General features: G+C 58.4%; 23 protein-coding genes, 1 tRNA gene and 2 pseudogenes. 14 read left to right on the top strand and 12 right to left on the bottom strand.

The window, feature by feature from the left end:
- Nucleotides 1–457: 457 nt before the first annotated feature.
- Genes LZG00_15645 through LZG00_15655 form a run of 3 tightly spaced genes read left to right on the top strand, consistent with a single transcriptional unit; the run spans nt 458 to nt 3,799 of the window.
- Nucleotides 458–2,335, top strand: coding sequence for a hypothetical protein (locus LZG00_15645; protein ID MCF3595428.1), 1,878 nt, complete (start codon nt 458–460; stop codon nt 2,333–2,335).
- Nucleotides 2,328–3,089 (top strand): hypothetical protein, encoded by a 762-nt coding sequence (locus tag LZG00_15650; GenBank protein ID MCF3595429.1) that lies wholly within the window; start codon nt 2,328–2,330, stop codon nt 3,087–3,089. The genes LZG00_15645 and LZG00_15650 overlap by 8 nt, the downstream gene beginning before the upstream one ends.
- Nucleotides 3,086–3,799 (top strand): hypothetical protein, encoded by a 714-nt coding sequence (locus LZG00_15655; GenBank protein MCF3595430.1) that lies wholly within the window; start codon nt 3,086–3,088, stop codon nt 3,797–3,799. The genes LZG00_15650 and LZG00_15655 overlap by 4 nt, the downstream gene beginning before the upstream one ends.
- A 322-nt stretch (nt 3,800–4,121) precedes the next feature.
- Here the strand turns inward: LZG00_15655 and LZG00_15660 are convergent.
- A tRNA-OTHER gene (locus tag LZG00_15660) sits at nt 4,122–4,211 on the bottom strand.
- Nucleotides 4,212–4,371: 160 nt separating this feature from the next.
- Here LZG00_15660 and LZG00_15665 point away from each other — a divergent pair.
- On the top strand, nt 4,372–4,635 hold the full coding sequence (locus LZG00_15665; protein MCF3595431.1) for a hypothetical protein: 264 nt from the start codon (nt 4,372–4,374) through the stop codon (nt 4,633–4,635).
- A 96-nt stretch (nt 4,636–4,731) separates the two neighbouring features.
- On the opposite strand, the pseudogene LZG00_15670 reads toward LZG00_15665, so the two are convergent.
- From LZG00_15670 to LZG00_15700, 7 genes and pseudogenes are all read right to left on the bottom strand, one after another.
- Nucleotides 4,732–5,088 (bottom strand): annotated as a pseudogene (locus LZG00_15670) (heavy metal translocating P-type ATPase).
- 46 nt (nt 5,089–5,134) lie between these two features.
- On the bottom strand, nt 5,135–6,091 hold the full coding sequence (locus tag LZG00_15675) for an FAD:protein FMN transferase (protein MCF3595432.1): 957 nt from the start codon (nt 6,089–6,091) through the stop codon (nt 5,135–5,137).
- Nucleotides 6,072–8,279: a PepSY domain-containing protein gene (locus LZG00_15680; GenBank protein MCF3595433.1), complete on the bottom strand. Its 2,208-nt coding sequence runs from the start codon at nt 8,277–8,279 to the stop codon at nt 6,072–6,074. The genes LZG00_15675 and LZG00_15680 overlap by 20 nt, the downstream gene beginning before the upstream one ends.
- A 19-nt stretch (nt 8,280–8,298) precedes the next feature.
- A complete protein-coding gene (locus tag LZG00_15685; GenBank protein MCF3595434.1) occupies nt 8,299–8,769 on the bottom strand; it encodes a DUF2271 domain-containing protein in 471 nt (156 codons plus the stop codon).
- Nucleotides 8,770–9,027: 258 nt separating this feature from the next.
- Nucleotides 9,028–9,579, bottom strand: a complete 552-nt coding sequence (locus LZG00_15690; GenBank protein ID MCF3595435.1) for a cytochrome b — start codon at nt 9,577–9,579, stop codon at nt 9,028–9,030.
- Nucleotides 9,580–9,659: 80 nt separating this feature from the next.
- A complete protein-coding gene (locus LZG00_15695; GenBank protein ID MCF3595436.1) occupies nt 9,660–9,914 on the bottom strand; it encodes a PepSY domain-containing protein in 255 nt (84 codons plus the stop codon).
- Nucleotides 9,915–9,962: 48 nt separating this feature from the next.
- Nucleotides 9,963–10,238: pseudogene (locus LZG00_15700) on the bottom strand (PepSY domain-containing protein).
- A 144-nt stretch (nt 10,239–10,382) separates the two neighbouring features.
- Between LZG00_15700 and LZG00_15705 the strand changes: the two are divergent.
- From LZG00_15705 to LZG00_15715, 3 genes are all read left to right on the top strand, one after another.
- Nucleotides 10,383–11,042, top strand: a complete 660-nt coding sequence (locus LZG00_15705; protein ID MCF3595437.1) for a response regulator transcription factor — start codon at nt 10,383–10,385, stop codon at nt 11,040–11,042.
- Nucleotides 11,039–12,382: an ATP-binding protein gene (locus LZG00_15710; GenBank protein MCF3595438.1), complete on the top strand. Its 1,344-nt coding sequence runs from the start codon at nt 11,039–11,041 to the stop codon at nt 12,380–12,382. The genes LZG00_15705 and LZG00_15710 overlap by 4 nt, the downstream gene beginning before the upstream one ends.
- A 384-nt stretch (nt 12,383–12,766) precedes the next feature.
- On the top strand, nt 12,767–13,084 hold the full coding sequence (locus LZG00_15715) for a hypothetical protein (GenBank protein ID MCF3595439.1): 318 nt from the start codon (nt 12,767–12,769) through the stop codon (nt 13,082–13,084).
- Between the two features lie 102 nt (nt 13,085–13,186).
- Here LZG00_15715 and LZG00_15720 read toward each other — a convergent pair whose 3' ends face one another.
- The 4 genes from LZG00_15720 to LZG00_15735 all read right to left on the bottom strand — a co-directional run bounded on the left by LZG00_15720 (nt 13,187) and on the right by LZG00_15735 (nt 16,640).
- Nucleotides 13,187–13,675, bottom strand: a complete 489-nt coding sequence (locus tag LZG00_15720; GenBank protein MCF3595440.1) for a group III truncated hemoglobin — start codon at nt 13,673–13,675, stop codon at nt 13,187–13,189.
- Between the two features lie 141 nt (nt 13,676–13,816).
- Entirely contained in the window at nt 13,817–14,305 is a 489-nt protein-coding gene (locus tag LZG00_15725) for a cytochrome c (GenBank protein MCF3595441.1), read from the bottom strand.
- A gap of 55 nt (nt 14,306–14,360) precedes the next feature.
- Nucleotides 14,361–14,777: a hypothetical protein gene (locus LZG00_15730; protein MCF3595442.1), complete on the bottom strand. Its 417-nt coding sequence runs from the start codon at nt 14,775–14,777 to the stop codon at nt 14,361–14,363.
- 48 nt (nt 14,778–14,825) lie between these two features.
- Nucleotides 14,826–16,640 (bottom strand): alpha/beta fold hydrolase, encoded by a 1,815-nt coding sequence (locus LZG00_15735; GenBank protein MCF3595443.1) that lies wholly within the window; start codon nt 16,638–16,640, stop codon nt 14,826–14,828.
- Between the two features lie 279 nt (nt 16,641–16,919).
- On the opposite strand from LZG00_15735, the gene LZG00_15740 reads away from it, so the two are divergent.
- The 7 genes from LZG00_15740 to LZG00_15770 all read left to right on the top strand — a co-directional run bounded on the left by LZG00_15740 (nt 16,920) and on the right by LZG00_15770 (nt 24,360).
- Entirely contained in the window at nt 16,920–17,330 is a 411-nt protein-coding gene (locus LZG00_15740; GenBank protein ID MCF3595444.1) for a hypothetical protein, read from the top strand.
- Entirely contained in the window at nt 17,327–17,956 is a 630-nt protein-coding gene (locus LZG00_15745) for a TetR/AcrR family transcriptional regulator (protein MCF3595445.1), read from the top strand. The genes LZG00_15740 and LZG00_15745 overlap by 4 nt, the downstream gene beginning before the upstream one ends.
- 107 nt (nt 17,957–18,063) lie before the next feature.
- Nucleotides 18,064–18,939, top strand: coding sequence for a TIGR00730 family Rossman fold protein (locus LZG00_15750; GenBank protein MCF3595446.1), 876 nt, complete (start codon nt 18,064–18,066; stop codon nt 18,937–18,939).
- Between the two features lie 3 nt (nt 18,940–18,942).
- On the top strand, nt 18,943–19,995 hold the full coding sequence (locus tag LZG00_15755) for an efflux RND transporter periplasmic adaptor subunit (GenBank protein ID MCF3595447.1): 1,053 nt from the start codon (nt 18,943–18,945) through the stop codon (nt 19,993–19,995).
- Nucleotides 19,992–22,760 carry a ribosome-associated ATPase/putative transporter RbbA gene (rbbA, locus tag LZG00_15760; GenBank protein ID MCF3595448.1) on the top strand — a complete coding sequence of 923 codons (2,769 nt, stop codon included), beginning with the start codon at nt 19,992–19,994 and terminating at the stop codon, nt 22,758–22,760. The genes LZG00_15755 and rbbA overlap by 4 nt, the downstream gene beginning before the upstream one ends.
- A gap of 3 nt (nt 22,761–22,763) precedes the next feature.
- Nucleotides 22,764–23,888: an ABC transporter permease gene (locus tag LZG00_15765; protein MCF3595449.1), complete on the top strand. Its 1,125-nt coding sequence runs from the start codon at nt 22,764–22,766 to the stop codon at nt 23,886–23,888.
- Between the two features lie 121 nt (nt 23,889–24,009).
- On the top strand, nt 24,010–24,360 hold the full coding sequence (locus LZG00_15770; protein ID MCF3595450.1) for a hypothetical protein: 351 nt from the start codon (nt 24,010–24,012) through the stop codon (nt 24,358–24,360).
- Nucleotides 24,361–24,431: the final 71 nt, after the last annotated feature.

The following is a 24,431-nucleotide window of genomic DNA, read 5'->3' on the forward strand; positions in this document are numbered from 1 at the left end:
AATCATTGTCTGGCGGCCATCATTTAGGCAGGCCAAGAACCTTGCGACACCAACAAGCGCGAAGGCTATATAGCAGGGATATTGTATAACATTTTGTCTATATTAATGAAACTTGACAAAATTCCATCAAAGAATTTCAAATTGGGTAAATGTACACAACATTATGTATATATTGCATCAATATTGACACCATTTTAGAAATATAATAAAGATGCAATCACAATAGGAGCGGAGGATACATGCGGGACAAGAGGAGGAAATTTGTAGAACTAGCTGAGGCGAGGGTAACGAAGTCGTTGAAAGACCTTCAGTTAATTGGAAACCTCTCAAATAAATCTGCGTATGAATACTCAGATGATGATGTTCGAAAGGTTTTTTTGGCACTCCAAAAAAGACTCGACGAAGCAAAAGGACGTTTCAAAACTACGAGCAATAAGGCTGGGGGAGAGTTCAAGTTATGAGCGCAAAATCTACTATTTCAGACGTTGTACATTGGCAGTGGCCAAGTGTAGGTGCTGCAGCATCACATGAAGGTCTGGACAGCGAAATATTTGATACGGAAAAATTTCCGCATGCACATACATTTGTGCGTGAAACCATCCAAAACATACTAGACGCAAAGAAACCTGGCAAACAGACGGTAACTGCCAGATTTGAATTTTTTGAAGATACGTTGGGAAGCCGGGGTGGACATCTCGCGGACCTTATTGCCAAACGCAAACATTGCAACCTTCCGTGGCCCTCAGAGTGGGACAGCAATTTGGTACGTTGGTTGGTTATTGAAGATGAAAATACCACCGGGTTACTTGGCGATCTGGAACAACGCAAAAGCGACTTTTGGGGGTACTGGCTCAACTTTGGGCGTTCTAACAAGTCGGGTGAAGGGAGAGGTGGTCGCGGGATAGGGCGAGTAACCTTTCTGCTTGCATCGGAGATTCACACAGTACTTGGCGTCACAAGACGGCAGCACGAACTCGACACAATCTGTTGCGGTATGAGTGTACTGAAAGCTGACGAGTGGGAGGGGAAGTTCCGCGGCAGCTTTGCATTCTATGCTGACGGTGAAAACGAAAACATACTGAAGCTCCATCAAGCGACTAACGCTCAACAAGTTGCACAAGCATTCGCCACGGATAGCTACGACAAAGACGATTCTTCTGGATTGTCATTAGTAATTCCTTACCCGCGCAAAGAGCTCGACGAAAAAACAATTTGCGCCGCTGCGATTGAGAATTTTGCGCCTGCGATCGCTGCTGGGATTTTGAATGTTGTAGTAGGTGAAAAAACTATCGACTCCACGTCCCTCGGTAGTATCGCTGTGGAAGTGCGGGGAAAATTCACTAATTCATCATTTCAACAGGACCCCAAAGGCATAATCTCAATCGTGTCTAGTACAAAAGACGATCCCGACTTTGAAATAGAAATTGGAGAAGAACAATTCACGGGAAATCTAAAAGAAACGCTTGAAAACGAAATTCTGGAAAATATTACCGAGAAATTTGAAGAAAACGAATTTGTATCTTTTCTCTTAAAGATCCCGGTAAGCCGCAATAATACGACAAAATATGGCGAATTATATATTTGTATGAGGCGTACGCCGGTAGGCAATACACCAACAGATATGTTCTATAGAGGCGGAATGTACCTTCCGCACGTGCAAGCAGTTAACAAAGCCGACATAGATGTTTTTCTGTTTTGCCGGGATGACGCCCTAAGCGTGTACTTGAACTTTTGTGAAGGAAAAGCTCATCTTGGGCTTTTGGAGAATACCGAAGTTCTCGAGAAACTGCGTGAAAAAGGGTATGAAGGGCGAATTTCTCTAAAAAGGTTTGTGAACACGCTACCGCGCAAAGCACGCAGCTTAGTTCAATCAGACAACAATGAGCCTGACGCATCTGTCTTTGCTAAATGGTTTGCCGCTCCAGGTGCTCCAAAGGCGTCGAAGAAGAAGCGTAAGAAAAAGATCGTAATTGTTCCTCCGCCCAAGCCCAAAGTAAGTTACTTTTCTGTTAAGGAATTGGCTAATGGCTTCGAAATCAAGGCAAATCCGACAGCAGGCGGATGGCCACTAAACTTAAATGTTCGTTTTGCATACGCAGATGGGAGGGCCACGCCAAAATGGAGCAAGTTTGATTTTAGAATCAAGGACTTACAAAAGACGGTCTCCGGTTGCGAACATACCAAAGTCATCGAGACCGAGAAAGACAGCAAGGCTGGACTGTATTTCCAAGGTTGCGATCAAAGTTTTTCCGCAAAGATCATCGGCTTTGATGCCAACAGAGAGCTGATTGTTCATCATACGCCACTTCGCCCGAAGGTATCTACAAATGACTAAAACCGCGATCAAGTTTACCGGACGTAAATCGCTGCCACAAAGTGCCTTCAATTTCGACTGGAAAGAGGGTTCGGACGGTGTAGTGTGTATTTTCGAGCTGCTGGATAAAAGTAAGGTCGAAGGTTTCCCGCCTGAATCAAGAGTTCGGGTAATGCTCAGTGAAAATAAAAGTGTCCACTTTGCTGATTTTGGAACTTTGGGTGACTTAAAAACGAGTGCCACTCTCGATAAGGCAAGTCTCATCTCACCCTCAGTTGAGCTAAGAATCGTTAATCATGGCTCAGGAAAAGAGCATTTACTTTTGGGGTCAGCAAAACTTCCGAAAAGCAATAATAGTGGCGATGCGGAGGGTATTTTGCATTTCCAAAAGAAGGATACAACGCCCTTTCTTTGGGAGCTTTCGGTTGAGGAAGACAGTTTTCCAATATTGTACCTAAACGAGAAGATGGAAAGCAAAGTAGATCCCATTCTTTGGGTCAAATCAAATCCGGTATTTCTAGTTTCAGTATTTCCAGTCGTTATAGAGAAAGTCTTTTCCAAAATCTTTGAATCAGGCGGCAAACTTGATGAGGGATGGATGTTCGCTTGGGTAAATTGGGTGGAGAAAACAATGGGTTGTGATAAGTTCCCCTCTACTTCCAACGTCGAAGATTTCGGAACTTGGCTAGAAGCTGCAAAGTCTGTGATCTTGACTAAAATGAACCTCTTTTCTGAAGCCCTAAATAGTTTAGTAGGTGAGGAGAATTTGAAATGAAGTTTCCTAATCTGTATCAATTTACCGCGCTGGGAATGCAAAAATTCGAAGCCGTTTTCAGGGGAGAAATTTCTTCAGGAAGCTTGGATCCTATCGACTCGGCAATTGCGATATCCATTGCCGGTTCAAAGGGATTTGAAGCCAAGGAGTTCCAAACCACTAAAGAGATGGCTTCTGCAGTTTTGGCTTCGCTAGGAAGCAACAGCGTGCAAGATGTCTTGCACAATAGGGCGCTCTGGGCTTGGCTGACATTTGTCTTGCGTGACAACCTTTTCAAAAAGAATCCTGACGGCTCACTAAAGCACGGCGCATATGAGGTTTGGATGCCATCCGACCCGAATAACTATCAAAAAGCTCAGCGCCACAAGGTGAGAATGCCGGTACAGCTTATTGATCAGTTTGGTGACGACGCAGATCATGCATTGTGCGGTAGGCCAGATACACCTGGAGAAGTCCGGGAGCAATGTACAAGCCAGCAAAGCATGTTCACCCGCGATTTTCAAAAGCTATGCAGGCACTTATACTACGATTCCGCGAAGAAAAAGATTACATCCGGGGCGGGAGGCAAAGGGGCGGGCGCGTCGCGTCGTTTGCCACAGGTTTCAAATCAATTTCAAGTTACATGGGATATCCACAGTTTCAGTGTTGATGATTGGATCGATAAGCTTCCCCAAGAATTTGACAAATTTAAGGGCATTAGCGATGCATGAAACATACCAAAGGGCCCAACGTGCGATCGCCGACCTAAAGACTTCAATTTTGGAAATTCTGCTAGTCGCATCGACCGATGGACTTACCAACGCAGAAATTGGACGTACGCTTGGCATTTACGAAGGCCATAAGGGTCACGAAGGCCATATTCCTCGCACTCTTTTAGGAATAATGGAGGCGGAAGGTGTAGTTTTGCAAGATAGTGAAAGCAAAAGGTGGACAGCGAAGTTCAGATGCAAATGAATCCAACTGCTGCGCGTTGGGGGCCATAGGGGGTCGGACGGCGTAAATACCTGTAACAGCCTGTTATATAATCATAAATGGAGGCGAGTACCGGCATCGAACCGGTGTACACGGATTTTCAATCCGTGTACGAAATTGATTTCATTGGCGTTTTTTGCAAACTGCACCGTGGAGTGGCCGTGCGTTTTCAATAGGTTACCCGGAGGCCTGTAAACCAGGCAAGGTATGGCAGATCCTTCTGCGGCCAAACGGTATATGGTTTTATTTCGGCTGCGATGCAAAGCCTTCTGCGGAAGGTTACGACAGCCCTCAATCTTGTGACTTCAGAATGATCGTTCCGGTGGAGTGCCGAATGTTTATGGAGGAAAACCGCCGTTTGCCGACCCTCGATGCGGACTGGCATTGTCATGTCGAAGTCGTGGTTCAAGCCAAGACCAACGAGGCGGGCCATTTGTCGCGCGGAATCTGTCTCGATTTCGATCTTGATGAAACGGGCCGGAAACGATTTCGCGTGCGCAAAGCACTCGCGCACTACTTGGTTGATGACATCATGGACGGTTTTTCTCAACCAGTGGAAGTCACGGAGGCTTGATCTCGCCGGTGGCATTACACGGACATTATCCGGCGGCCTTCGATATCCACTTCACGAATACTTCACTGCTGTGCGCCACAGCAATGCACTCGTTCGCGGCACCCGCGACAACAGATCGCTCATCTCGCGCCGGGCGCGGCCTTCGGCGAAGCTCTCAAGGAAAGTACCGCCGGAATACATCAGGGTGACCACTGCCGCGGCCAGTGTTTCACCAAAGAGCAATGCCGCCGTCATCAAAAGCACGGCGACAATATCGAGGCCGATGTCACCTTTGGACAGGCTCCGAATGATCTCGATGACCAGAGTGGAGAGAATCGGGATGACGCCAAGAAGCCAAGCGTAATTCGCCAGTTCCGGTTTTCCGACCGCCCAGAGACCCAAACCGGAAACAAGCCCGACCAGTGCAATCGTCACCAAAACGACATTCAGTCGATCCACAAACTCTGGCTTCATGTCGTTTGCTGCCCCTAAACTGTCACTCGCAAAACCGGCTTGGGCCCTAAGCCTCGGCCCCAAAAAGTGACCCCACCGCCGTCTGGCGAAACTTGTCCCCGTCGCGCTCGATAAAGAGGGCGTTCAGGTTCAGTCTATCGGCGGTCTTTGTCCCCTCCAAACCCCTTTGCACCATCAGCGCGGTCGCCCAGGCATCCGCCTCCATGCAGGTTTTGGCCAGAACCGTGACCGAGGCGGGCGAACTCGTTAAAGGCCCGCCACGTGCGGGATCCATCGTATGTGACAGACGCTGCGCGCCAAGTTCGACCCAGTGTCGATAGTCGCCCGAAGTCGCGACGGCACAATCCGACAACTCCAAAATCGACAGCGGTGCGCGAAGTTCAAAATCGGGTCGTTCAACCGCAATCGTCCACGGGCGGCCATCCGGTTGCCGACCGAGCGCGCACATTTCTCCGTCTATCCCGACCAGGGCGCCCTTGATTTCAAAGCGCTTGAGCACAGCCATCATCCGATCCACGCCATAGCCTTTGGCGATGCCGGACAGATCCAGTGAAATCGGATCATGTTTGCGAAGCCTCAGCGCATCGGGATCAAGCTCCAGTATTTCATGTGTCGGGATGCGTGCCATGCCCAAGCCGATGCGCATCGCCTTTGTATCGGCATCCTTTGCGCCGAAGCCCCAGGCGGTGACGACATCGCCCATGCCGATATCGAACGCGCCGTCCGAGAGGCGACCGATTTCCAGCCCTTTCGTCAGCACCTCCATCAATTCGACCGGAACGGTGAGCCATTGCCCAACGGGCGCGCGGTTAATCTGCATGAGATCACTGTCGGGCTTCCATGTGGACATCTGTCGGTCCACCTGATCGACGGCACCCTGAAGGGCTACGCGGATCGGGGCGGGATCGACTGCGGCGGATGTGTGAAACAGTGCCGACCAGCTTGTGCCCATGGTTGGACCATGGAGGGCGTGGCGGACAAGATCAGTAGGTGTCTTCGACATATCGTCCCTCTGCTTTCAAGAGTGCGGGCGTCAGACCGGCCGGCATCAGAACGTCGCTCATCGCCTCGGCGACCCCTGCCGCCATGTCGCGCCCGCCGCAGACAAGCACCTGCGCGCCGTCTTCGATCAGTCGCGCGATCCGTGTCGCATCGGCGCGAAGAGCGTCCTGCACCCAGGACCGCGTTGGAGTGCGCGAAAACGCAGTTGTAACCGATGTCAGCCGGTTGTCCGCCTGCCAATCCAGCAATTCCTGCTCATAAAATAGATCGCTGTCGGGATGGCGTGCGCCGAAATAGAGATGCATCGGGCGTTTGGCGCGGTTGGCGCGGGCAAAGCCTGCCAGTGGCCCGATCCCGGTGCCTGCGCCGATCAGGATCACCGGTTTGCGGTTTTTGGTAGGGCGGAATTCCGGGTTATGACGGATGAACCCCTGAACCGTGTCGCCAGGTTCCAGATCGAGAAGCTGCCCCGAACAGAGCCCGCCTGGATGGCGGCTGACACAGATTTCGACGAAACCGTCGCGCCGACCCGAGGCCAGCGAGTAGAAGCGCGGCACGGGCGAGCCTTTGGGCAGGATGCCCAAAAGATCACCAGGCGAAAAGCGCCCGAAGCCGCGCCCGGTGAGCCGCGAGAGTAACCCAGTGTCTGGAAGGGCAAAGCGCAGGATCGCAGCGGGCGCCTGCATGTCGACGCCATAATCGCGCCGCGAGATCAGGGTCAGTGCATGGCTGCGCGCAATGGCAGGACTATGCGAGAGGTCCAGCGGATGGCCGATGGCCTCGCCAAGGGCATGACCCCAGCGGGCAAACTCCTGTGGTGATTGGCGGTCAACGGTTGCCATCGCCAGAAGCTCGGGCCAGCCTTTCTCTTTCGCGGCGCGGGTCACATCGTTGGCATAGCCGCAGAATTTGGGGAATTGCCGATCGCCGAAGCCCAGAACCGCGAGAGGCAATCGCGGTGCTTGGGGAAGGGCGCTCAGCCGCGCGAGAAACCCCTTGGCGGAGGCCGGGGCGATGCCGTCGCCATAGGTCGCTGCCAGCACGATCACCCGCTCGGCGCTTTTATAACGCTCGGGCGCAAACCGCGACATCGCGCCGGTGTGAACCTTGTGCCCCGCCTCTGTCAGCGACGCGTTCAGCGTTGCGGCAAAGCCCCAGGTGCTGCCGCCTTCGCTGCCCACCAGCAGGATCGTATCGGCTTTGCCTGGCGCGACATTGCCCTTGATCGCTGGGCGCGCACGGCGGATCTGAAGCCAGAGGAGGGCGCCAGTGCCCGCCATGAAGGGCGCGCCAAGCGCCATCAACCCAAGGATCAGGCCGAGCCACGCCGCACCCTGTCCGGTATGCAGCATGTAGATGGTTTCGGTGAGGTGCTGCCATGTCCCGGCATCGCTCCAGATCAGTATCGCGCCGTTGCCCTGGTCAAGATAACCTGCGCCGCTATCGGTCTTGAGGGTGAACACGTCCGTCGGATCGCCGGGGTAGGGGAAGGTCAACTCGCGCAAGGCAGTCACCGGCGTGTCGCGCAGCAGCGCTATGGTGCCGGGGGCTGCGCCAGTCTTACCGCTGACCTCGGACGGGAACATAAGGGCGCTGCCCTGCGGGATCAGATCAAAGGTGCTGGCGGTCATGAACAGCGCGGTGGTGGAGGACAAGAGCAAACCTGCGACTGTCCATCTCGCCACCTCGACATGCAGTCGCCCCATGAGCGGCCCGCGCAGGCGCGTGAAGATGCGCCGCCAACCGCCCATGCGCCGCGCGGTCAGCATCAGGCCTGAAAGCGACAGCGCGAGAAGTGCTGCTGCACCGGCGGCTGCCGTCAACCGTCCGGCATCATCCAGAAACAGCGAGCGGTGCAGGCTAGTCATCCAGCGTTGAAAGGCGGAAGGCTCGTAAGTGGCTACACCTGTACCGGTTGCGGGGTCGATCACCACTGATCCGGGGCGGCCGTCGTCGAAATAGAAGGCGGTGATCTGACCGGAGGGCGCGCGGCGGATCTGCTCGATGCCCGGATAGGTCGCACTCACGCGCTCGGCCAGTGTAGACACGCTCAGGGTGGCCTCGGACTGAGCCGGGGCCTGCACGGTCTCAAGTGCGGGAAAAACTGACAGGATGGCACCGCTGAGTGTCATGACGACAATCATCAGCGCCGCGATCAGTCCGGGGAATTTATGCAAGGAACGCAGCATATGAAGGGCCTCCGCCGAATTACATGTTGTAGGTGAAATCACGGATATAGCGACGGCCCGGCACCGACTTGCCCGCACCCGCGCTGGTCAGCGGCACAACCACTTCGGAGGGGCTGTCGCGCATGTCCTCGACCGAGGCATCAATGTGCAACTTGTAGCCGGCATCAAACAGCGCATCGGCCAGATCGAGCGTTATCTTCAGCTGCCGTCCGGCACCGACACTTGCGCCCGTAATGCCGTTGATCTCGGCCGGGTTGCCAGCGGTGGCACGATACCAATCGCGCAGATGTTCGTAATATTTCGCCTTGCTCCCGGCCATCCACAAGCTGCCCATGTAGGCGCCCTGTGCATCGGTGACGTAGAGCGCCAGATAGGCGCCGTCGCCGCCATAGTTGTTCAGGGTGGTGGTCAGGGTGACCGGCTTGGCCAGCGCCAGCGCCGGTACGGTCAGGGCGGTGGTCAGGGCAAGGGCGGAGAGTAGGGTTTTCATGGGGTCTGTCCTTATGTTCTTGGTGGTTTCGAGAACCGGAATGAGGGGTTGGGCTGATGCCAGCCTGACGGGAAACGAAAAACTGCTTCAGCCTGCCGTCAGGTTCCGTTCGGCAAAAAAGAAGCCCCGCCGCTCTGGAGGGGCGACGGGGTTGGAGCGCAGGCCGAGGTTGTCCGAAGTGTTGCGCAGCAGAAGGATGTTCAGATCAGGTGATGCAGCCATGACCGGCCGCGCCGACCAGTGGGACTTTCTCGGTGATCAGCGTCGTGCCGGCAGTATGCGCCGCAAGGTATTATCCCCCATCACATAATGATGAAACAGGGCGGCGGCGGCATGCAGGCCGATCAGGTAATACCCTGCGGTCCCGATGACCTCGTGTGTTTCCTTCAGCCAATCATAGAGTTCCTTGTCTTGGCCGATCAGTATTGGCAGGTGTAGGCCGAAGAATGTGATCGGCGCGCCCTTCGCACTCACCGCGAGCCAACCGATTAGCGGCATGGCGAGCATGAAGGCGTAAAGCGCGACATGCAGGGCCTGTGCCGATAGGGACTGCCAGCGAGAAATCGGTGGTGTGATTTCTGGTGTAGCCCCCGATGTCAGACGTAGCACAATGCGCGCGAGCACCAGCGCAAGCACCCCGAGGCCGAGGATGAAGTGCCAGAGTTTCAGCTCAGCGCGCAGGTCGCTTCCCTTGGGGGCGATGTCATGCAGGTTGATGGCCGCGTAAACCGCGATCAGCAGCAGCACCATTAGCCAGTGCATGCTGATCGACAGCGATCCGTAACGGTCGGCGGTGCTTTTCAGAGTCATAATCGTGGGTCCTTCACGGATATGAGCGTTTGACTTATGCTGGGAGCGGCGCCTTCATGCGCCCGCCCCGGCGCGAACCATCACTCGATCACGGGTTTGCTGCCCGGTGTGAAAAGCCCGTTGGCGGGCGGCTGGACCGTTCCGGCCGTGGCAGGGGCCATGACACGCCCACGGTCGTCATCATCATCATCGTCATACTCGGTCTCGACCACCGCCAGTGTGGCGGGGTCAAGCTTGACCTCGAACTTGCGGCCCTTGGCGTCCCGGCCCTTGATTTCATAACAGCCATCATCGGTCTTGATCCGGCGCACGGCCCAGCCTTGCTCTTGTGCCATCGCCTGAACCGCCTCGCGCGGCTGCCAGTCGACCATCGGCACGCGGCATTCGCCATCGCCATATTTCAGCTTGACGATCGCCAGCGTGGCGGGATCAAGCTTGGCTTCTATTTCGCGACCCTCGGCATCGTTGCCCTCGATCTCGTAACAGCCGTCATCGGTTTCGAGCTTGCGCAGGGTCCAGCCTTGGCTCTCGGCCATCGCCTGCACCGCTTCGCGCGGTTGCCAGTCGGCCTTGGGCACGCGGCAGTCATCGTCGGCGAGGGCCATGCCGGTCGCGCCAAAGCTTGCAATCAGGGATGCCGTCATCAGGTATTTTCTCATCTTCCCGTCTCCTGTAGCCAGTGGGTATGAGACCATATTGCGTCTAATCCTGACACGGACCTGAAGCGCGCGCGGTTTTGGCTTCAGGTGCGCGTCAGCTTTGTCGGTGATAGAGAGGGCGTAACGACAACAGGACAGAATATCATGCGCGTGCTGCTGATCGAAGATGATACGGTGCTGGGGGCTGCGGTGCACGACCAGATCGCGGCCGACGGCCATTCGGTCGACTGGGCGGTGCGGCTCGATGCGGCGGGCGAATATCTGGATGTGGCGGGCTATGACTTGATTCTGCTCGACCTGATGCTGCCCGATGGGCGCGGTCAGAACTTTCTGCGCATGCTCAGGGCACGCGGCGACGTAACCCCGGTGATCATCCTGACCGCGATGGATCAGATCAGCGACCGGATCGAAGGGCTGAACGCCGGGGCTGACGACTATATCGTCAAACCTTTCGACCTTTCCGAACTTTCGGCGCGTCTTGGCGCGGTGGTGCGGCGCTATAGCGGCAATCCCAATCCGCTGGTCACACTGGGCGACCTCGAGATCGACCTTGCCGCACGCTCGGTGCAGCGTGGCGGCAAGCTGGTGGCTTTGACAGCGCGCGAATGGGTGCTGTTTGAGGCCCTCATCCAACGACCCGGCCAGCTATTGTCCAAGGCGCAACTGGAAGAGCGGCTTTATTCGTTTGAGTCCGAGATCGAAAGCAACACGATCGAGGTGCATGTCAGCCGGTTGCGCAAGAAGCTGGGGCGCGAGCGGATTGAGACCGTGCGCGGCATGGGCTATCGGTTGGGTGCGCCGTGAGGGGACCGCGCTCTCTTCAAGGGCGGCTGGCGTTGGCGTTGGGGATCGGCCTGACGCTGCTATGGCTGGCGGCAGCATTGGCCACTGCCACGCTTTTGCGCGGCGAGATGGACGAGGTGTTTGATTCAACGCTGGAGGAAACCGCCCAGCGTATCCTGCCATTGGCGGTCCTCGACATTCTTGATCGCGAGGACGAGGGCGTCAGCGAACGCATTGCTACCTTGCGCCAGCACGAGGAGTTTTTCACCTATCTGGTGCGCGACAGCCAAGGCCGCATTCTGATGCGTTCGCACGCGGCCGAAGAGGTGGATTTCCCGCCTTTTGACGGCATGGGATTCCGCCAGACAAAAACCCACCGACTCTACTATGACGCAGCCCTTCAGGGAACCGTCACCATCGCCGTAGCCGAGCCGCTGAGCCATCGCGCCGACGTCGCGCGCGAGGCGCTGATGGGGCTGGCGCTGCCGCTGTTTCTAATCATTCCACTAAGCCTGATCGGTATCGTGGCTATTGTCCGCCTAAGCTTGCGGCCGGTTCGTCGCTTTAGCGGGGCTTTGGCCAGTCGTGGGGTGCGCGATCTGTCGGCTGTGGATGAGACCCGTTTGCCGAGTGAAATCTCGCCAGTAGTGCAGGCGGTCAACCAACTTCTTGAACGGCTACGGCGCGCATTGGACGCCGAGCGCAGTTTCACCGCCAATGCTGCGCATGAGCTGCGCACGCCGGTTGCCGCCGCGCTGGCCCAGACTCAGCGGTTGCTGGCTGAAACCACCGATCCGCAGGCAGGACAAAGGGCAGCCGAGATTGAAATAGCGCTCAAACGGCTCACCCGGTTGTCGGAAAAACTGATGCAACTGGCCCGCGCCGAGGGCGGGCGGCTTCGCCAGAGCCATATGTCAGACCTGCGCCCGGTGCTGGAGATGGTGCTGTCGGATCTGAAGCGGAGCGTCGGGGCGGGGCGAATTGATGCCACCCTTGCCGACGATCCGGTGCCTTCGGATATCGACCCTGACGCCTTTGCAATTCTTGCCCGCAACCTGGTCGAGAACGCATTGCGTCATGGTAGCGAACAGGGCCCCGTGCAGGTGATCCTGACGGGCGATGGTATCCTTCGGGTCATCAATGGCGGCCCGACGGTGCCAGCAGAAACGTTGGCCCGACTGACTGCAAGGTTTGAGCGGGGGCAGGCGCTGATGCAGGGCAGCGGGCTTGGCTTGTCGATTGTCAGGGCCATCGCAGAGGGCGCCGAGGGCGAGTTGATTCTGTATTCTCCCGTGCGGGGAAAAACAGGCGGGTTCGAAGCGGTGTTTCGCGCACCGCGCGGGTGTCACAACACTGAGTGATCGCGCGGTCCGGGCATTCGCACAAGATTGGTGTTGCAATTTGCACTTGAGGTGATAGTAATTGGTCACTATCTTTTGCGGATCGCCAGATGAACACCAAAGACGGCAGGGGTAGCGCGCAGAAGGGGAATACCCCCGTGTGGCCTTTCCCAACGGACCTGTTTGCGCGCTTTGCTGGCATTGCTACACCTCAGGAGGAAGAGCTGTATGGCGTGTGAAATGATTATTACCCGGCGCGGATTTCCCGCGCGATATGATCAGCCAGCGAACACGGACAGGTCTCCTGAAGGTTCGGTGCAAGTTCGGTTATGCAAACACAAGAAACCACCGGGCTGCAGGTCAAATGCTTTTCAGGGGCTGAAGCTGGCGATACTTGTCGTCGCGATGCTGATCGCGTTCTGCACGGACGCCCGAGCGGAGCAATTGCTCTCGGCTGAGGACATCCAGCGCGAAATTGTCGGGCATAGCTTTCAGGGGCGCAAGGGGATCATGTCGGTGACGTTGCATTATGGTCGGGATGGCTCGGTAAAGATGAAATCTCCTCTCGGCATCGGAGAAGGTCATTGGGCGCTATCGGGCAACCGGCTTTGTGTGACGCTCGTGACCGGGCCGCGCAAAGCCGACGAATGCTTGACCCTGATCAGCCTGTCGGAGGGGAAGTACCGCGCATCAAACGGGTTGCGGTTGACATTGAAACAGTGAGGGCTACGCCGCTAACCTGCAAGCGGTTGGGTGGCGCATGTTTTGTCAGACTTTGGTAACGCGCGGCTCGGGGCACACTGTTTCACACCGAGTATGTCGGAGCTACGATCTTTTATCCGTGATTACCTTCTCGTGCAGAACCGAAATATCATCGGCCTTACGCTCGAATACCGCCTTCTCCAGACCGTGCGCGACACGTGTCGCCCTGGCCATGAGATAGTTTGCGGCTTCGGGCGTCGGGGCTGTTTCATCGAGTGTTTCACGAAACAACTCAAGCCAGCGCGCGAAATCTTGCCGCCGGATATCAGGCAGGTCTCGATGCACTTGCACGAGGTTGCCGGAATACCCTTCCTCGTAGAGTGCGATCATCCGCCAAAAGACCGTCATCCGTTCCATTTGCCTTGCCTTGTCACAGCCGGTTTCTTCGGTACAGAACCGACCGAGTTGCCTGTCAAAGCAGACACGCGCGCCAAAGAAATTGAGCATCCGGTCCAGATAGGTTTTGTCGATACCGATGATCTCTGCCACCTGCCTGAACTGGGCGCGTTTTCGTTCCGAACAGTCATACGCGCCGATAATCATATCATTCATTTCTTCGCGCCTCCCCACGAACCGAAAGATGCCAGCTAAGCGAGCCAGACGGCGCTGATGATCTCGTCCTCCCTGTCATCAGCGCCGCGGCTCCCGCCAGCCCGGAAAGCCGGAGACTCCCCCTCCAGAGTGGCGGTGTCTTTATTCAGCGAGCTTTGGAAATCGGTCTGTCGCATAGAGCGCATGGCAGGCGGAGCATGCCTCGATCATCCGATTGAACTCGGCGTGTTGTCGCGTCTGGTCGCCTGCGCGCGCAGTCTCGGCCAGGCTGGCCGAAATTTCGTGAAACGCGCGGTCGCGCCTCACGAAACCCTCTGGGACCGCAGCCATCAGGTCTTGCTTGTCCTTTGGCGTCATGGATTGTTGCAAGATAAAGCTGTCGTGAATTTGCTGCGCCAGTTCGGCGACACGCGCGTCATCTCCGGCGATCAGGGCCGACAGGATTTGTTTGCTGGCATCCTCGATCGACAGCATCTCCTTGCGCAACAGGTCTTGAAGTGTCGGCGTCAAATTGGGTGAAACGGGCATCACCTCTTGCCCCGCCGCAGAACCGGCGGCAAAGGCAAGGGTTACGGCCAACACAGGTGCGCCTATCCGGTTTCGTCTCGTTGTTGCGGTGTTTGCTGTCACTTCCTCTCTCCTTTTTTCCGGTGTCTCCCGGTGCGCGAACCGCGTGTGACGGCCTTCAGTGTTGCGCGGTTGAAACCGTATGCGTGCTGCGCACCGCAACTGCGGCGATGATACCCCACACGATGGTGCGCAGGCTCATTGCGCCGACCGTGCGCATCTCGTAGGCGCCGCCAAGAGCCAAGTGGGCTGCGAAAGCGAGCGTCACCAAAATTGTTGCGGCAAAGATCGCAATCGCGAGGGGTACGGCCCAGCGCCTGCACAGAAATAGCCCGACCCCCGCCGCGACATAGGCGAATCCGGCGAGAAAGTTGAACCACAAGACGAAAGGCACGGCATCGCCTACCGAGGCGCGTGCCTCGGCGCTTCCAAACAATGCGCGCCCGCCAGCACTTATGGTCAGCAGTCCGAACAGGACGGCCACACTCGCCGCAACCAAGAGGCCCCATTGCCGGTTTTTCAGCCGGTTTGTCATGTGCAATCTTCCTTTTCTCTCTCGCGACTGGCGCCGCCAGCCAATTGCCTATTTCTGAAACACATATGTGCCTGGCGCATCGGCGACAGGGGCCTTACCTTTGAGGCCCATGCGCGGCGGCGCAACCATGGCGCCCGCGTGCCCATCAAGCCATTCGGCCCATGGCTCCCACCACGACCCCTGGTGCACCGGCGTTTGCTCAATCCATGTGTCGGGGCCGACGTGAAGATCGGCCTCTGTCCGGGTGCTGATCCGATAGGTTCGGCGGGGATGATCCGGCGGTGTCACGATCCCGGTATTATGCCCGCCACTGGTCAGCGCAAATGTCACATCCGTGTCGCTCAGCATGTCGATTTTGAACACAGATTTCCACGGCGCAACATGATCCTTGAGCGTTCCCACTGCAAAGATCGGCACCCGGATGTCGGAAACATGCACCGGCTGTTCTGCGACGCGAAACCGCCCTTCGGTGAAATCATTGCCGAGATAGAGTTTGCGCAGATACTCCGAATGCATCCGGTAGGGCATACGCGTCGCATCTGCGTTCCACGCCATGAGATCGAACATCTCAAAGCGTTCGCCCATTAGATATTCACGCACCATCCGTGACCAGATCAGGTCATTGGAGCGCAGCATCTGGAACGCACCCGCCATCTGGGTTGTATCAAGATACCCCTGTTTCCACATCACGCTGTCCAGAAACGCCAACTGGCTTTCGTTGATGAATAACCCCAGCTCGCCCGGCTCGGAAAAATCGACCTGGCTGGCCAGAAGCGACAGCGAGGCCAGCCGCGTGTCTCCATCGCGCTGCATTGCCGCCGCCGCGACCGACAAGAGCGTGCCGCCCAGACAATATCCGACACCCTGGATCTTGCGGTCGGGAACAATGTCGCCGATCACATCCAGCGCGTCCATTACCCCGAGACGGCGATAATCCTCCATCGTCAGGTCGCGGTCCTCTGCGTCGGGGTTCTTCCACGAGATCATGAAGACGGTATGGCCCTGTTCGACCAGATAGCGGACCATCGAGTTCTGTCGCGACAGGTCGAGAATGTAATACTTCATGATCCAGGCCGGGACGATCAGGATCGGTTCGACATGCACCTTGTCGGTCTTCGGGGTGTATTGAATCAACTCGATCAACCGGTTGCGATAGACAACCTTGCCCTCGGTTGTCGCCACGTCGCGCCCCGGCAGAAATTCCCCGGTGCTCACGGGGTCGGCCCCGGGCATCGCCGCGCGCATATCCTCCAGAAGGTTCTGCATCCCCTCAACCAGGTTCCGACCCGCCGTGTTGCGGGTCTTGCGCAGCACCTCGGGGTTGGTGAGCAGGAAATTTGACGGCGAAAACATGTCGAGCATCTGGCGCGTCATGAATTGCAACTCGCGCTCGTGATCGGCGCTGACGCCGGGAACGTCACTGACGGCATTGTGCCACCATTGCTGTTGCAACAGGAAGCCCTGATAGATCATGTTGAACGGCTTCATCTGCCACGCCTCGTCGCGAAAGCGGCGGTCTTGCGGCAGCGGCTCGATACAGGGTGTGGCATCGCCGGTGGTCGAAGCGCATTTGATCATGAAACGGGCCTGCCGGGCGGCCTTGTCTGCGGCCTTTTCGGCCAGTTCCAGGCGCTTGCCCGGCGCTGCCAGGATATGCGTGCCCCAGTCGAACCAGGCGCCCATCAGCGCGGCGGGCGACAATCCATGCGTAAAGCGCGAGATCCAGACCTGCGTGGCATGATCGAGGGTTTCGTGGATGGGTCGGGTATCGGCTCCGTCTTCGGGACCATCAATCCGCGCGTTCCCGAGGTCTTCGCTGGTTCTGGCCATTTTATTATTCCCATCGGCGTGTTTGACAGCCATGACCATCGCCTTCTCCAAGTTGTCTCCGGACCCTGTCCTGACCAGGCCGGACTCATCGGAGTCGTCGCGCATCTGCACAACAGTTCCCTTTTTCCTGTGCGCCATGTTCCCCCCCGAGGGTTGTGGATGCGGTTGCGTACATTCTCCGTCCTTCGGGATTGTCGGGGCATCCGAATCAAGATAGTAATTGATTACTATTTGAAATCAAGTCATCATATGATGCGGTCTGGATGGTCGGCAACACACTGCCGGAAACGGTTATGACGAAGGAGAGATCACATGTTCAACGGCAGGATCAACATCGCAGTAGGTTTTCTGTTTCTTGCTCTCTTCATGCTCTATGGATTCTTGCTGATCTTCCTGCGCGATTTTGCGCCGGGCAAGGAACAATGGATCACGGATTACGCGATCGGCAAGCATTTCGAATCACGTCTGGCTCATGTCCATGGCAATCTGTTCGCGCTCATCAATATTGCGGTCGGACTCGTCCTTTTGCGCCTGCCGCTCGCGGCCGCGACGCGACGCTGGACATCGGGCCTTGCACTTGCCGGGATGTTGATGCCGATTGGCATCCTCACCGAAGTTCTGTTTGGTGTGCCGCCGCTTTTCGTTATTGTCGGCGGGATATCCATGGTTGCCGCCATGACCTGGCTTGGCGTCGCGGCATGGCGAACGGAGACAGCTGAATGAGTGCTTACAAACACAAGAATCTTCCGGCGCAAGAGCGCCGTGACGTTACCGTTCAGGCGGTGCTCGATCTGGCCGGCTCGACCAATCCCAGCGACATCACGACCTCCGCCATTGCCAAGAAAATGAACCTGACCCAGGGCGCGATCTTTCGGCATTTTCCCAACAAGGATGCGATCTGGCAGGCGGTGATGAAATGGGTGGCCGAACGTCTCATGGCGCGCGTCGAAAAAGCCGGCGAAGGGATCGAGTCGCCGCTTGAGCGGATGCAGGCGATGTTTCTGGCCCATGTCGATTTCGTGGCCGAACATCCCGGCGCACCGAGGATGCTGTTTGGCGAGTTGCAGGGGTCGAAGGCGACACCTGCAAAACGGCTCGCGCGCGCAATCCTGAAACAATACGCAGCCCGCCTCAACGAGTTGATCGAGGACGGAAAGGCGCGCGGCGAATTGCGCGCCGATCTGGATACCTCCGCGGCGGCAACGCTGTTCATCGGCACCATTCAGGGCCTCGTCATGCAGGCCCTGATCTCGGGCGACATGAGCAACATGACCGAAGATGCCCCGCGCGTCTTTGCCATCTATCGACGTGGCATCGCTAAAACGCAGGGTATCGGAGAGCAGCAATGAGGTCGCCATGGACATGAGCTCTCCGCGCGCGGCCCGCGCCTCGCACGTCCCGGTCAAAGCACGCGATGCGCTGAGGGAACGCGCATCAATCTCGCCCGGTGGCCACAATGATTGACGCGGATGAGCGCAAGGCACTGAGCGAGACAATCCGGCATGGCCCGGCGCATCGTCTGGCCTATGAGGATGCGGATCTTCTGGCCGAGGACGACCTGCGGTCGGTGCGGTTGCAACTCGAACTGATCAAGCCCGAGCGCGCGCTGCGCCAATGCGCAATCCGCTCGACCGTGATCGTGTTCGGCAGCGCCCGGATCATGTCCCCCGAAATGGCGCAAGACCGGCTGGTCAAGACCCGGGCCGAAAATCGCACCGATCCCCAAGGCCAACGGGGTCTGGTCCGTGCGCAACGCGACGTGCGCCTGTCATGCTACTATGGAGAGGCCCGACGGTTCGCAAGACTGGTTTCGGCGCGTTTCCAACAGAAAGGGCGTCGCGATTTCGTCGTCATGAGCGGAGGCGGCCCGGGCATCATGGAGGCCGCGAATCTTGGCGCCTACGACATCGGCGCGCGTTCGGTCGGACTCAATATCACCCTGCCGCACGAGCAGGTGCCAAATCCGTTCATAACCCCCGATCTGGCGTTCCGGTTTCACTATTTCGCCGTGCGAAAGATGCACTTCTTGATGCGGGCCAAGGCGCTTGTGGCGTTTCCCGGCGGTTATGGCACGTTTGACGAGCTGTTCGAGGTGCTGACGCTGGTGCAGACAGGCAAGATGGCGAAGCTCCCGATCGTGTTGTTCGGGCCGGAATTTTGGAACCGGGCCGTCGATTTCGATTTTCTCGTGGCTGAGGGCATGATCGCCCCCGAGGATCGCAAGCTGTTCACCATGGTCGAGACCGCAGACGAGGCGATTGCGGCGCTCGTTGAATTTTATCACGGCAAGCCGCCACCCACGCTTCACGATGATCCAGAAGGAGTTGCCTGAGCCATGTCCCGCAAGGTTTCCATCACACTCGTCCTGGCCGTTCTGGCTGTGTTTCTGGGTTACGCGGCCTGGAAGGTTCTGCTTGCTCCGAGCGACCTGCCGCCCGACGGATTCGCTCGTGGCAACGGGCGAATCGAGGCCGACCTCGTCGATGTCTCAACCCGCCTGTCTGGCCGGGTGTCCAATATTGCGGTGCAGGAAGGAGATCTTGTCGCGCAGGGTGACGTTCTGGCCGCTATGGACACAACCGAACTGGAAGCGCAGAAGATGCGTGCGCAGGCCGCTGCGGCCAGTGCCGAGGCGGCCGTGGCGGTGGCTGAGGCCAACGTGAACAAGGCGGAGGCGAACCTTGCCCTTGCCAACAGCGAGCTGGCGCGCGCCGAGACGCTGAGCGGGCGCGATATCATTTCCCAGGCGAATTACGATATTCAGCGCACTCAGGCCCAGGTGGCCGAAGCCGGGCTCGCCGCGGTACAGGCCGAGGCCCATGCCAAGGAGCGTGCCGTCGATGCCGAGAAGGCGGCCCTGCGCGAGATCGAGGCGCGCATTGCCGATAGCACGCTTTATGCGCCGCTGCCGGGACGCATCCTCTATCGATTGGCGCAGCCTGGCGAGGTGCTGGGAAGTGGTGGCAAACTGCTCACCTTGGTAAGCCTGAGTGATGTCTATATGGAGTTCTTCCTGCCTGCCGGGGCCGCCACGCGGGTGCGACTCGGGGATGAGGCGCGTATCGTCGTCGATGCGATGCCCGATGCCGCCATTCCCGCCACCATCAGTTTTGTCGCCCCGCAGGCGCAGTTTACACCCAAACAGGTCGAAACCATCGCCGAGCGCGAAAGCCTGATGTTCCGCATCCGGGTGCGGATACCCCAGAAGATGATCGAGGCCCGCCTGGCACAGGTCAAGACCGGTGTGCGCGGCGTTGCCTGGGTGCGACTAGCCGGACCGGACGGCAGCATGCCCGACTGGCCCGAGGGGTTGACGCCAAAGGTTGTTGACACCCTGCCTGCACCGATGGCGGGCGGCGAGGGAGCCGGTGGCGAGACGGATCAATGAAAACCGATGGCGAGGCCATCAACCCGGTGGCAAAGCTTGCGGCGGTCAATCACCGCTACGGCAAGGTGACGGCGCTCAACGAGTTGACGCTTGCCATCCCTGCCGGGCGTATGGTCGGGCTGATCGGGCCGGATGGGGTCGGAAAATCGACTCTCATGGGGCTGATTTCCGGGGCCAAGAAGTTGCAGACCGGCCATGTCGACACACTGGGCGGCGACATGTCCAGTTCCCGCCACCGAACCGAAATCGGGCGCCGGATCGCTTTCATGCCGCAGGGGCTGGGAAAGAACCTCTATCACGACCTCAGTATCCGTGAGAATCTCGAGTTCTTCGGCAAGCTGTTCGGCCAAGGCCGCGCCGAGCGCGCCGCGCGTATTGAACGCCTGACCCGCGCCACCGGTCTTTCTGCGTTTCTCGACCGCCCGGCAGGCAAGCTCTCGGGCGGAATGAAACAGAAGCTGGGGCTGTGCGCGGCGCTGATCCATGACCCGGATTTTCTGCTACTGGACGAACCCACCACCGGCGTCGATCCGCTGTCGCGCCGCCAGTTCTGGGATCTGATCGACACAATCCGCAAGGACCGCCCCGAAATGTCCGTTCTGGTTTCAACCGCCTATATGGAGGAGGCCGAACGGTTCGACCACCTGATCGCCATGAACGAAGGGCGCGTGCTGGCCGAGGCGAGCCCGGCCGACCTGAGGGCGCAAACCGGGACCAAAAACATTGGCGCCGCCTATGTCGCGCTGCTGGGCGGTGAAACCGCCGCACCTTCGGAGGCGTCAACCGCCTCCGGACCGACCGTTGCCTCTGACGGGCCACCGGCAATCAAGGCCCGCAATCTGACCAAACGCTTTGGCGACTTCACGGCGGTGGATTCGGTCAGCTTCGAGATCGCGCGCGGCGAGATATTCGGCTTTCTTGGCTCTAACGGCTGCGGCAAGACCACGACCATGAAGATGCTGACCGGTCTGACCCCCGCGACCGAGGGCGAGGCCTCGATCTTCGGTCAGCCCGTTGATGCGCAGGATATCGACGCGCGTCGCCGCGTCGGTTTCATGTCGCAATCCTTCTCGCTTTATGGCGAATTGACGGTGCGCGAGAACCTTCTGCTGCACGCCCGGCTGTTTCAGCTGGGCGCCGCCCTGACCGCCGAGCGGATGGCCGATCTGGTGCCGCGTTTCGGGCTGGACCCCTATCTCGAACAGGTCGCAGCCGCTTTGCCGCTCGGCGTGCGCCAACGTTTGTCGCTGGCGGTTGCGGTGATCCACGCGCCCGACATTCTGATCCTCGACGAACCGACCTCCGGCGTCGATCCGCAGGCGCGTGATGCGTTCTGGGAGATGTTGCTGGAACTTGCGCATCGCGACGGTGTGACGATCTTCATCTCAACCCATTTCATGGATGAGGGCATGCGGTGTGACCGCATTTCGCTGATGCACGCGGGCAAGGTTCTTGTGACGGGTGCGCCGCAGGAGATTATCGCCACGCGCGGTATGGAGACGCTCGAAGACGCCTTCATCGCCTATATGCTTGATGCTCACCCGCCAGAGATGCGCGCTGATGAAGGGGCGCTGAGCGTGGATGCAGCGCAGAGCCATGGCAAAGCGTCGTCGCTATTCAGCCTTGGGCGGCTCCTGGCCTATACCACGCGCGAGGCGATGCAGGTGCGCCGCGATCCGGTGCGGCTGGTGTTCTCCTTTGTTGGTTCTGCGCTCTTGTTGCTGATCATGTCCTTTGGCATTTCGCAGGAGGTGCGCGACATCCCCTTTGCCGCCTTCGATCTGGACCAGAGCCCCGAAAGCCGCGCCTACCTCTCGGGGTTCGAGGAATCCAGCTGGTTTTCCGAGCTTGCCTCAATCACCAGTGCCAACGAGCAGGAACGCCGCATGGCCAGCGGTGAGCTCGCCCTGGCGCTGCAAATTCCGCCGGGGTTCGGCCGCGCGGTGCGCCGTGGCGAGGTGGCCGAGATCGCCGGGCTGATCGACGGTTCCGACACCAACCGCGCCGGCACCGTTGAAAGTTATGTCAAGAGCGCCCATGCCCATGTGCTGGGCGCGGGCGCGCAATCGGCGCTTGCGCTGGCCGATCTGGCGATACCGCGCAGCCCTGATGCGGCTCCGCCCGCCGGGCTGATCCCGCGCTTTCAATACAACCCGGCGATGGAAAGCCTGCCTGCCATCGGCCCGTCGATCCCGCCGCTGCTGCTGTTGCTGTTTCCCGCGATCCTGATGGCGGTCAGCGTGGCGCGTGAAAAGGAGATCGGCACCATCACCAACTTCTACGTCACGCCCACCAGCCGCGCCGAATTTCTGATCGGAAAGCAGTTGGTCTATATCGCCATCACGCTGTTGAATTTCGTGATCCTGACGGCGCTGGTGGTCGTAGTTCTGGGTGTCCCGCTAAAGGGCGATCCGGTGACTTTGGTGCTGGGGGCGATGCTCTATGCGGTGGCGGCGACGGGGTATGGGCTGCTGGTGTCGATGCTGACAAAAACCCAGGTGACGGCGGTGTTCGCCGCCGCCATCCTGTCGGTGATGCCGACGTTGCAGTTTTCCGGCATGACCACGCCGGTGTCCTCGCTGGAAGGGGCGGCGCGCCTCATGGGCACGTTCTGGCCGACCACCTGGTATATGGGCATCAGTGTCGGCACCTTCACCAAGGGATTGGGTCTCAGCGAACTCTCGGGCCATTTGCTGCGCCTCGCCGCCTTCGGCCCGCTCCTCACAGCATTGGCCGTGCTGGCCCTGCGCAAACAGGAGAAGTGACGCATGCGGCGGCTGACAAACATCTTCTGGCTGGCCGGCAAGGAGCTGAAAAGCGTGCTCGGCGATCCAGTGATGGTGATCCTGATCCTGTGGTCCTTTGTCATCGCCGTCATTCTCGAGGCGAGCGGCGCCGGAGATACGGTGCGCAACGCCGCCATCGCCATCCTTGACGAGGACAATTCCGGTCTCACCCGGCAATTGGCTGACGCGCTCGGCCCGCCGTGGTTCCAGCCGCCGGTGATGATCACGCCCGATCAAGTGGCGCCGGAAATGGACGCGGGCCGCATCATGTTTGTGCTGAGCTTCCCGCCTGGTTTCGAGGCAGATGTGATCGCGGGCCTCGCGCCCGCCGCCCAACTCGAGGTGGATGCCACCGCAGTTAGCCAGGCCCAGCTTGGCACCGATTACATTGCCAGCATCCTGGCCTCCGAAACCCGCGCCTTCCTGTTTGGCAGCCCCGACGCACCCGAACCTGCGCTGCGGCTGGAACTGCGCCGCGCCTTCAACGCCAACGGCAATCCTGTCTGGTTCAAGGCGGTGTCCTCACTGCTGAACCAATTGTCGCTGCTGACCATCGCGCTGACCGGCGCGGCGATGCTGCGCGAGCGCGAGCAAGGCACCATCGAACATCTGATGGTGATGCCGCTGACGCCGCTCGAAATCGCGCTGTCCAAGGTGCTGGCCAACGTAGTCGTGGTGCTGGCTGCCTTCACGCTGTCGCTGCTGTTTGTGGTGCAAGGGGTGCTGGATGTGCCTGTCGCGGGATCGGTGCCGCTGCTGCTGGCTGGCACCGCAGTCTATCTCGCCGCCGCCGCCGCTATCGGAATGTTTCTTGGCACAATGGCGCGCAGCATGGCGCAGTTCGCGCTGCTGGTGATCATGGTGATCATCCCGATCATTATGTTGTCGGGCGGGCAGGGTGCGATCGAGAGCCAGCCCGACATCGTGCAGCGCCTGACCATGGCGCTGCCATCGCGCCATTTCCTGGCCTTCGCCAAGGCGGTGGTGTTTCGCGGCGCAGGACTCGAAGCCGTCTGGATCCAACTCGCGCTGATGGGCGGGCTTGGGCTGGTCTTCTTCGCGGCCAGTCTGGCGCTGTTCCGACGTTCGATGAACCTGTCGGGATGACTATCGCCATCGTCATGCGACGGGTAACTTGACCATTCCCTCTGGAAACAACGCGCCGTAAAGAGGTAGTGACGGCACGACACAGACCGGGCAAGCACCGTTCGGCGAAATTGCCGCCGCATTGGCGGCCCTTCCGGTTATTCTTGCTGACCATGGGATCACCCAACTGGACGCGGTTGGCCATCGCATTGTCCATGGGGGCGAAGCCTTCCGAACCACGACGGTCCTTGACGAGCCGACAGTTAAGGCGATTGTGGCGCTGACACCGCTGGCGCCGCTCCACAATCCTGCAAATCTGCTGGCTGTGCGCATTGCAACAGAAGTCTGGCCGCACCTGCCTCAGGTCGCAGTTTTTGACACCGCGTTTCATGGCACGTCGCACAAGTATGTGGCGATGCGTGCCGCCGAGGAGATTGGCGTTCCGCTGCGTGATCTCAAGATAGTCAGCCTGAAACTGTCGACGATCCGCTGACCGAGATTCTTTACTATTGCGCCCATTCAGCGGTGGTCTTGTTGCGGTTCAGTCCCATGCATCTGCGGCCA

It is taken from the genome of Rhodobacteraceae bacterium LMO-JJ12, from assembly GCA_021555075.1.
Classification (GTDB): Bacteria; Pseudomonadota; Alphaproteobacteria; order Rhodobacterales; family Rhodobacteraceae; genus JAKGBX01.